Consider the following 9,064-nt stretch of genomic DNA (forward strand, 5'->3'; position numbering starts at 1 on the left):
AAAATACCAAAAATCCCTGCTTTTTGATCGAAATCAGGGATTTTTGGTATTTTAATAATTATAGTTTATTTTGAAAATACTACACTACATTTAAAAATCAGGCCGATACTAAAAGAACTATTGTCGTTTTTTCTACTGCAAAATACTCATCCCAGTTATTCAACATATAGTTATCAAAATCTTTTTCACAAATAACCAATGCATATTCCCCTAAAAATGGCACATACTAACAACAAATTTCCAACGAATGGGAGATATATATGAAACAAAAAATAATTTTCTTATTCACTCTTATCTGTTTAGCACTCCCTCTACAAGCTAGTGCCTATACATTCCAAGAGCTTCCCATTGCTTCAAAGTCTAAACAGTGGTATATCGAAATCGATAAATCTCACAGCACAAATCCAAATGCTTTACAACCGAAACAAGGCGTCTTTGATACATACAGTTTGTTTGTAAAAAATATTGGTAAAGATGTATCGAACGTGTCCGTTGAGGTACTTCATAATAATCCAGCATCGCAAGCGACATTTAAACCTTCCAGTAACTCAGATATGAATATTTCAAAAAGCCATACAAGTTTTGAACACATGATTTTCCCTCTATACGCTAATGCCAATACATTTGAAGTCGTCATTACTTGGGAAGAGAAAGAATTTAGTTATAACGGGCATCCAGAGAATGAAGGAAAAAAAATGAAGCAAACATTTGTATTCCATGAAATGTAGAAAAGGTGTTTTCCCACACGGAAAACACCTTTTCTTCGTTTTATAACATTACATGTTTAAATTGCTCTTTAATGTCCAATATTTTTCTGGATTGTCTTTCACAGAGAACTCTACCCATCCATTTGGATCTTCACGATAAACAGTTACTGTTGATCCACTCTCTAATTGTCCAACTTCGTTTTGTGTAACGTTCGGTACACTCTTAATTTGCAAGTCGTACGGATATGGTACCTGATAATACTTTCCTGCCGATTGAACAGTTACTTCTTTATTCCCTAGATCGTTATATGGAATTTCATTTCCTAACGCTTCAACATCTAATGTATTAGGGTTTTTTGGTAATCTATTTGCATTTCGATAATCATTTCTGTTAAACGGTTTAATTCGCTCCATAAGACCAGCAATTTTTCCAGCCCATTCTGGATCAGATGCGTACTTCACATTCATCCCAACTAATGTTGGTCCATTAAAATACATTCCATCTTTCTCTAAATAGCGTTCTCTTACATAGTTGGCATTATATGAGATACTATCACGATATGTTGGCAAATATTTCGCATGATAGAACGGATCTCGATCATATGCTCGTAATCCAAATAAATTATGTTTACGATACGAGATTTCTGATCTTCCATATCCAGACTCTAAAATTGCATGTGCTGCCAAGTAAAGAGCATTTACACCATGTTCATTTTGAGCTGCAATGAAGTCTTGTCCATGACCAATTAGCGGGCTATCAGAACGAGATTTCTTAATAAAATTATCAATCTCTTGCGCTGTAACATTAGAAACCAATGTTAAATCTAAATTTAAATAAGATTGTTGAGCATTAAATAAAAATTGTGCATATTCTTCACGTGTTACAATTCCAGACGGGTTAAATGTACCTGTCCCATTTCCATCTGCCATACCATTAGACTGGAGAGCACTAATCGCATCTTGTGCCCATGACCATGCTTTTGGATCTACGTCATTAAATGTATGGTTAGCCTTTACTTTTAAATGATAAGCTTTCTGTAAAATTACTGCCATTTCAGCACGAGTTAACGAATCCTTCGGTCTAAAGTTTCCCTTTTCATCCCCTGTAAAGATTCCCATCTCTGTTAAAGCTAGAATCTCATTTGGAAACATCGTTGTACTCGCACTAACATCATGATATGGGTTTTTATATCCTTCTTTAGCTTCTATCTTAAGTGCTCGATAAACAAGTGCAGCTACTTGTTCACGTGTTACCTTATCCCCTAGCCCAAATTTACCGTTGTCATATCCTGCAATAACCTTTTTATTTGTTAAATCAGTGATTGCTTCATATGCCCAATGGCCTTTGGGCACATCTGGAAATTCATTTTCAGCCGCAAACGAAGTGGATGGAACCATTACAACTTGCAATGCAATTGTCATTGCTAAAACATTAGAAATTACTTTTTTCATCGTATTTTTAACACGTTATGTACTTGCTCGTCCCGTGTTAACTGGCCTCCTTTTTTTTATAAAATTTTAACATTTCACCTATTAAACTAACACACTCTCAAATGAAGTAAAACTTTCATTCCCTCTAATAAACTGGTGATTTCTTATTAAGAGAAATGATTACAATCTACAAATAACGAGATAAATTAGTCAACGATAAAAGTATACGTTATAAAAATAAACTAATCTAGTCCTAGATTTATTTAAAATCAATATAAAACGATATATTTTTCTATTTTGATTAAAAACTATATAACTCTCAAACGAAAAGCACATCCTATTAAAAGCTGATGTGCTCAAATATAAAACAATTATTTTGCTAGTCGGTATTTAGATACGTCATAATTTTTCCATTCATAATAATCTAAAATCCCTGCATAAATTGCTTCCGCTGCAATTTGTCTTCCGGATTCAGTAGCTAGCTTTTCATAATCTGCGCTATTATCTAAAAAGGCAAGTTCAGTTAGCACTGCTGGCATTTCATTTTCTCTAGTTACATAAAGATCTTTTTCTTGCACCTTGCGATCCCTTGTATGAAGTGCTTCAACTAAACGCTTTTGTATTTTTTCTGCTAACATACGACTTTCTTTTTCACGCTCAGTTAATTCACCTGTTTTTGATTCTTTATAATAAAATGTTTCTGTTCCATATCCATTGTGTTCCTGAGAAGCATTCGCATGAATACTAACAAAAATATCTCCGTCGTGTTCTTTTGCAAATTTCACACGATTTTCAAGATCGCTTTTTTGGTCATCCCCTAGTCGGATATCTGTATCACGTGTTAATAAAGCATTGAATGGCGTATTTTTCTCTAATAATTGTTGTAATCGTTTAGACGTATCTAACACAATATTACTCTCAGATAGCCCTTGAGTATCTTTCCCCGGATCTTTGCCACCATGACCAGGATCAATAATAATTACTTTTCCTTCTAAAGGATCTTGAACCTGAAATGAATCAGCTTTTGCAATAAATTGCGCTGCTTCTGCTCTCGTTACAGTTTTTGTTGGTTCCCAAGTCGTACTTGTAGTACCTTTAGAGATTCCTAGAGCAACTAGAATATTAGCTTTCTCTTTCCCCCAGTGATCGTTTAAGTCTGCGAATTTTGTTTCTACTGTTCCACTTACTTTTGTATCAAATCGGTATGCTCCTACAAGCATAGATGCGATTGAAGCACGATCAATTTTACCATCCGGGTCAAAGGTACCGTCTCCTTTACCTTTGATTACACCCGCTTTTTCTACAGCTGCAATATATTTTGTAGCCCAATGATTTTGAGCATCTTTATAAGTTGGTTTCGCCCCATCTTCAATCTTTAAGTTTAAGATTTTTGCCATCATTGTAGCTGCTTCCCCACGAGTTACTTCTCTGTCAGGAGTGAATGTACCGTCAGGGTTACCTGCGATAGCACCTTTTCCTACTAAGTAGTTCACAGACTCTTTAGACCAATGGTTTTCTACGTCTGGGAATGTTTTTGTTTGAGCAAAACTACTAGATGAGTAAGATAATAAACTAGCTGCTAGAATACCTGCTGCGATGATTCTATATTTCATAGAATATGTTCCCCTCTCAAGGATAATATTTTTAATAAAATAAGTATAATTTCGAAATTTTTTACAGTCAATCAAAATATGGATTTTTTTGTATTAATTTTGTATTTTTTAGTATAAAATCTTTCTTGAGCATAACCTTATTTCTAGAAAATTCACACAAATTTCTCCTTGAAAAATACAGTTTATTATATTATTTTACAAAAGAACAAAGGGGGATTAATCATTATGTCGACAAAACGGAAAAAAATAGAACATCGAATGTACACTATGTGCATGATTCAAAATGATGACAAAGTCTTGTTAATAAAGCGTCCTGATCATTTAGGATTTCCAGGATATTTAGCCCCTGGCGGAAAGGTAGAATTTCCAGAAAGTATTGTTCAAGCTGCAGCTAGAGAAGTAAAAGAGAAATAAACAGACTTTAATTTTCGAAATTTTAATAACGTACTTGATTTCTGAAAAATTTTGAATTATTATGAAATAAATATTACTAACAACTTCATAAATCAAACACTCTCGCCTAAAACGTGAGATAGAGGTTGCAGCACTTATAAGTATTCTAAAGGAGACACAGAGATGTCGATGAGTTTAGAAAAAAGGAAGTGTTGCCGAAATTGATAAATTTCTCTGTATTTATCAATTGGGGCTGTTTTCGAATAGAAACAGAACTGTCATATGTACAGACGTGTATGTATGAAGAGCTATCTACAAAAAAGAGATATCATGCTTATTATGATATTCCTTTTTTGGCGGTTTTTTTATTAGCTCCTTTTTCTGTTTCCCTTTTCCTGTAACAGCACCATCCTCATCTATTTGAGATGGTGTTTTTTTATTTTTCTTTCCGGTAACTACAGGGATATTGGGGGATTTATACATTACTCTCCTATATATGTTTACACCTTTCCTGATTTATTAACAAAAATGGATGAAAGAAGGAATTTGTAATGGAAACGATTGTTCAAAAATTTGGTGGTACTTCTGTCGGAAGTATACAGCGCATTCAACATGTAGCAGATTTAATTATCGAGGAATATGAGCGAGGTCATAGCGTTGTCTCTGTCGTTTCTGCAATGGGCAAAAATACAGATGAACTCGTTGCACTCGCTAGCGCTATTACTGACAATCCAAGTAGACGTGAAATGGATATGCTTTTAACAACTGGCGAACAAGTAACGATTTCCCTCTTAACAATTGCGCTGCAAACAAAAGGGTACAACGCTATTTCACTAACTGGTTGGCAAGCTGGTATTACAACAGAATCTGTACATAGTAGTGCACGGATTACTGATATTAACACAGAACGTATCCAATCCCATTTACAAGAAGGAACAATTGTCATTGTGGCTGGTTTCCAAGGCTTAAGTGAAGAAAAAGAAATTACAACCCTAGGTCGTGGTGGTTCTGATACTACTGCTGTTGCATTAGCAGCTGCGCTGAAAGCAAAAAAATGTGATATTTACACAGATGTAACAGGCGTTTATACAACTGATCCACGCGTTGTAAATGACGCTTATAAATTAGATGAAATTTCTTATGATGAAATGTTAGAACTCGCAAATTTAGGTGCTGGTGTCTTACACCCACGTGCTGTTGAATTTGCAAAAAATCATAACGTATTGTTAGAAGTTCGCTCAAGTATGAAACAAGAAAATGGGACAATTGTAAGGGGAGAATGTAACATGGAACAACAATCGGTGGTAAAAGGTATTGCATTTGAAGATAATATTACACGCGTCACAATTAAAGGACTCGAACAAGGATCGCTCTCAACTGTTTTCTCTACATTAGCTACTGCTCATATTAATGTTGACATTATTATTCAAAGTATTACAAATGAAGGAACTGTACATCTATCCTTCTCTATTCACTCCAATGATTTAAGAGAAACATTAGAAGTATTAGAACAAAATCAAGAAGCACTTCACTATGAATCTGTAGAATACGAAAATCATCTAGCAAAAGTATCTATCGTAGGGTCTGGCATGGTATCTAATCCAGGTGTCGCTGCTAATATGTTCTCTACATTAAAAGAAGGAAATATTCATATTAAAATGGTAAGTACATCTGAAATTAAAGTATCTGTTGTAATCGACCGCTTACACTTAGTAGATGGTGTAGAAGCACTTCACCAATCATTTATGGCTAAAATTGAACCTATGGTACAAATGAATTAATTTCATTACAAAAATAAGAGCAAAGAACATCTTCTTTGCTCTTATTTTTTCTCCAGCAAAATACAATTATGTTACACTATTACATGTGAAATATTTTCCAAATCACTTCTAAACGATACGAAAAACATGTAAAGGCGGATACATAATGAGAACAGAAAAGATCCTTTTAATAGATGATGAACAAGGCATATTAGATATGTTGGTACTTACCTTAAAGAAAGAAAACTTCATTCATATAACAACCGCTATAAACGGTACAGAGACGTTAAACTTAATTAAAAATCATTCATTCGATATCATTTTACTTGATGTTATGCTACCAGACATAGATGGTTTCGAACTATGTAGACAAATTCGAAACTATACAAATACTCCTATTTTATTTGTAACAGCACGATCCAGTGATTTAGATAAATTAACAGGCCTCGGAATTGGCGGGGATGATTACATAACAAAGCCTTTTAACCCTTTAGAAGTAGCTGCTCGAATTAACGTACAATTACGTAGACAACGTATGCTGCTAGATAACCAACAAGTAGAAAATTCAAATCTACATTTCCAGTCCTTTTCTCTCTATCCAAGCGAAGGACGTATGACTGTACACGAAAAACCTGTTCATTGTACAGCAAAAGAACTAGAATTACTTACTTTCTTATGTACACATCCAAATCGAATTTTTACAGCTGAGCAGCTATATGAGCAAGTATGGGGACTCTCTTCTATGGGTGATGATAAAACAGTAGTTATGCACATTTCTAAATTACGCAAGAAAATAGAAGTCGATCCACGGTCCCCTCAATATATCATTAATTTAAGAGGAATCGGCTACAAATTTATCCCGCATACTAAGGAGCTGTCCAAATGAAAATCGGTTTCCGACTAGGCCTTCATTTCATTCTTAGTTTAGTTATCGGCACTTTTTTTATGGGGATTGTAATGGCAGTCTTAATAGAAATTATATTGCCCCTTATTGGAATAAATACAGACAACAAGGACACAGAAGCTCTTATCGTTTTCAGTCTGTTTATATGCACTCTTATTTTAGGTGCTATTATATATGGATGGCATATAGGGAAACCTTTATTTCGAATGATTTCATGGATTAACCATCTAGCAGAAGGTTCTTATGTGGCGCCAGAAAGTACGAAACAAATGTACAATAAAAAAACTGGAAAATTAAAAGGTCCTTATCGCTTATATAAAGACGTCTTTCTAAATATAGAACATTTAACAAACAGATTACGAGAAATAGAGAATGAACGAGAGCAATTAGAAAAAATGAAACGAGAATGGATGGCAGGAATCTCTCACGATTTAAAAACACCGCTCACTTATATTACAGGATACAGTGCACTTATGTTATCACCCGATCATGAGTGGAGTCAGGAAGAAAAAGAGAAATTCTTGCAAGAGATTCAGCAAAAAGGGGACCATATGAAAGAATTAATTGAAGACTTAAATCTCTCCTTTCGTCTTCAAGATTCACAGATCCCATTAAGAACAGAAGAAATAAACATTGTTGAATTTACAAGAAGAATAATAGCTGATATAACAAACGATCCACGGTCTGAACATTATCATTTTAGCTTTCAGTCAGACGAAACAAAAATAATGATTCCTATTGATACAAAATTACTCCACCGTTCTTTACAAAACTTATTTATAAACGCTGTTTTACATAACCATGAAGGAACAAAAATTCATACCACTATCTCATTAGAGAACGATATACATATTATAATAGAAGATACTGGCACCGGTATGGATGAAATGACGGTTCAAAATTTATTTAAACAGTACTACCGAGGGACAACTACAAATGTTTCAAGCGAAGGCACCGGCCTAGGAATGGCAATCGCTCATAAAATTATAACAGCGCATGGCGGAACAATTCATGTAGACAGTGAAGTAGAGAAAGGGACAACGATCCATATTACACTTCCAACTCTATAGTACTTATTGCCGACAAAAATACAGTTTGATTCAAGTAACGATTACTATTGTTCTATTTAACAGCACAAACATAAACAAAATTTATTCCTACGCAAAAAAACCAATCTCTCTTTTTTATACGCGAGAAATTGGTTTTTTCTTGTTTTTTACAAATCAAACCATTCTGAAAATCTTAATTCGTTACATATATTCAGCTTCCGAAAAAAACACCGATAAGGGAATAGATAATAATTGTTGAAAATAAAATCGTCATATGGAAAAGAGAAAAAATAAACAATGCTTTTGCCCATTTCTCTGAATCCATTTTTTTATAACCAAAAATACTTAAAATAAGCCATAAAATACTTAAAAGAAGCGCTACCAACATAAGTCCAACACTTAAAGAGCCTAAAAGAACACTGATTCCAATTAAAATGATTAAATAAATATTCGTTTGTATATATGTTCTTTTCACACCTTTGACTACTGGAAGCATCGGAACCTTCGCAGCTTTATACTCATTATGTTTGCGAATAGCTATGGCATAGAAATGAGGCATTTGCCAAATAACCATTATGATAAAAAGACCAATAATAGCCGGATGCGTTATATCTGGGTAAATAGCAGCCCAGCCGATGAGTGGTGGCATTGCCCCTGAAATACTTCCTATTTCTGTATTGTAAATTGTTCTTCTTTTGCTCCACATTGTATACGGTACAATATACAAAAATAAGCCTAAAAATCCTAACAATGCTGCTAAATACGTAGTTAATGATAGCGCTATTAACCCAAAGATAGTCATTAAGATTCCAAGGTATAATACAACCTTAGGACTTATTTCCCCAGTCACAGTTGGTCTATTTTTTGTTCTCTCCATAATCGAATCAATATCACGATCATATAAGTTATTAAACGCCCCTGCCGCACCTATTACTAAAATCGAACCAATAAAAGCAAATATAATTTCCGGAATCTTCTCAAGCGGGCTAATTTGGTATTTATATAAAGCCAATGTCAATCCTGCAAACATTGGAATTAGGTTCGACTTGATAATCCCGCTCTTAACAGTTTGCGCCAAAATGTTTGATACTTTCTGTTTCGAAGTTACTAACTCTTCTTTCCTTTGCATGATACCCCTTCTCCCTTTTACTAGACTCTCTTACTATATCTTACTACAATCAAAAATTTCATTACTATATATACATCA

7 protein-coding genes, 1 pseudogene and 1 riboswitch are annotated in these 9,064 nt (G+C 34.2%); of the genes and pseudogenes, 5 read left to right on the forward strand and 3 right to left on the reverse strand.

The genetic code is table 11. The features are described from left to right. Positions 1-260: 260 nt before the first annotated feature. Positions 261-728 (forward strand): hypothetical protein, encoded by a 468-nt coding sequence (locus V7183_RS12615; RefSeq protein ID WP_097896339.1) that lies wholly within the window; start codon positions 261-263, stop codon positions 726-728. 48 nt (positions 729-776) lie between these two features. On the opposite strand, the gene V7183_RS12620 is transcribed toward V7183_RS12615, so the two are convergent. Together V7183_RS12620 and V7183_RS12625 are read right to left on the reverse strand one after the other, a co-directional pair. Further along, the gene (locus V7183_RS12620) at positions 777-2,159 is read right to left on the reverse strand and encodes an S-layer homology domain-containing protein (RefSeq protein ID WP_097896337.1); all 1,383 of its coding nucleotides are present in this window, start codon (positions 2,157-2,159) and stop codon (positions 777-779) included. Between the two features lie 350 nt (positions 2,160-2,509). After that, the gene (locus tag V7183_RS12625; protein ID WP_335359738.1) at positions 2,510-3,751 is read right to left on the reverse strand and encodes an N-acetylmuramoyl-L-alanine amidase; all 1,242 of its coding nucleotides are present in this window, start codon (positions 3,749-3,751) and stop codon (positions 2,510-2,512) included. A gap of 225 nt (positions 3,752-3,976) precedes the next feature. Between V7183_RS12625 and V7183_RS12630 the strand changes: the two are divergent. From V7183_RS12630 to V7183_RS12645, 4 genes and pseudogenes are all read left to right on the forward strand, one after another. Then, positions 3,977-4,162: pseudogene (locus V7183_RS12630) on the forward strand (NUDIX domain-containing protein); the annotation flags it as partial. A gap of 114 nt (positions 4,163-4,276) precedes the next feature. After that, positions 4,277-4,463: riboswitch (Lysine riboswitch) on the forward strand. A 232-nt stretch (positions 4,464-4,695) separates the two neighbouring features. Beyond that, positions 4,696-5,925: an aspartate kinase gene (locus V7183_RS12635; protein WP_335359739.1), complete on the forward strand. Its 1,230-nt coding sequence runs from the start codon at positions 4,696-4,698 to the stop codon at positions 5,923-5,925. Positions 5,926-6,070: 145 nt separating this feature from the next. Beyond that, positions 6,071-6,790 carry a response regulator transcription factor gene (locus V7183_RS12640; protein ID WP_097896333.1) on the forward strand — a complete coding sequence of 240 codons (720 nt, stop codon included), beginning with the start codon at positions 6,071-6,073 and terminating at the stop codon, positions 6,788-6,790. Further along, positions 6,787-7,878 carry a sensor histidine kinase gene (locus V7183_RS12645; RefSeq protein ID WP_335359740.1) on the forward strand — a complete coding sequence of 364 codons (1,092 nt, stop codon included), beginning with the start codon at positions 6,787-6,789 and terminating at the stop codon, positions 7,876-7,878. The genes V7183_RS12640 and V7183_RS12645 overlap by 4 nt, the downstream gene beginning before the upstream one ends. 190 nt (positions 7,879-8,068) lie before the next feature. Here the strand turns inward: V7183_RS12645 and cyoE are convergent, their stop codons facing one another. After that, the gene (cyoE, locus tag V7183_RS12650) at positions 8,069-8,986 is read right to left on the reverse strand and encodes a heme o synthase (protein ID WP_097896329.1); all 918 of its coding nucleotides are present in this window, start codon (positions 8,984-8,986) and stop codon (positions 8,069-8,071) included. Positions 8,987-9,064: the final 78 nt, after the last annotated feature.

The sequence above is a fragment of the Bacillus sp. JJ1127 genome, from assembly GCF_036965845.1.
Lineage (GTDB): Bacteria > Bacillota > Bacilli > Bacillales > Bacillaceae_G > Bacillus_A.

Bases quoted from the DNA above. Each gene is read 5' to 3' on its own strand.
- V7183_RS12620 (WP_097896337.1), bottom strand. From the start codon at position 2,159: ATGAAAAAAGTAATTTCTAATGTTTTAGCAATGACAATTGCATTGCAA.
- V7183_RS12640 (WP_097896333.1), top strand. From the start codon at position 6,071: ATGAGAACAGAAAAGATCCTTTTAATAGATGATGAACAAGGCATATTA.
- cyoE (WP_097896329.1), bottom strand. From the start codon at position 8,986: ATGCAAAGGAAAGAAGAGTTAGTAACTTCGAAACAGAAAGTATCAAAC.
- V7183_RS12635 (WP_335359739.1), top strand. From the start codon at position 4,696: ATGGAAACGATTGTTCAAAAATTTGGTGGTACTTCTGTCGGAAGTATA.
- V7183_RS12615 (WP_097896339.1), top strand. From the start codon at position 261: ATGAAACAAAAAATAATTTTCTTATTCACTCTTATCTGTTTAGCACTC.
- V7183_RS12645 (WP_335359740.1), top strand. From the start codon at position 6,787: ATGAAAATCGGTTTCCGACTAGGCCTTCATTTCATTCTTAGTTTAGTT.
- V7183_RS12625 (WP_335359738.1), bottom strand. From the start codon at position 3,751: ATGAAATATAGAATCATCGCAGCAGGTATTCTAGCAGCTAGTTTATTA.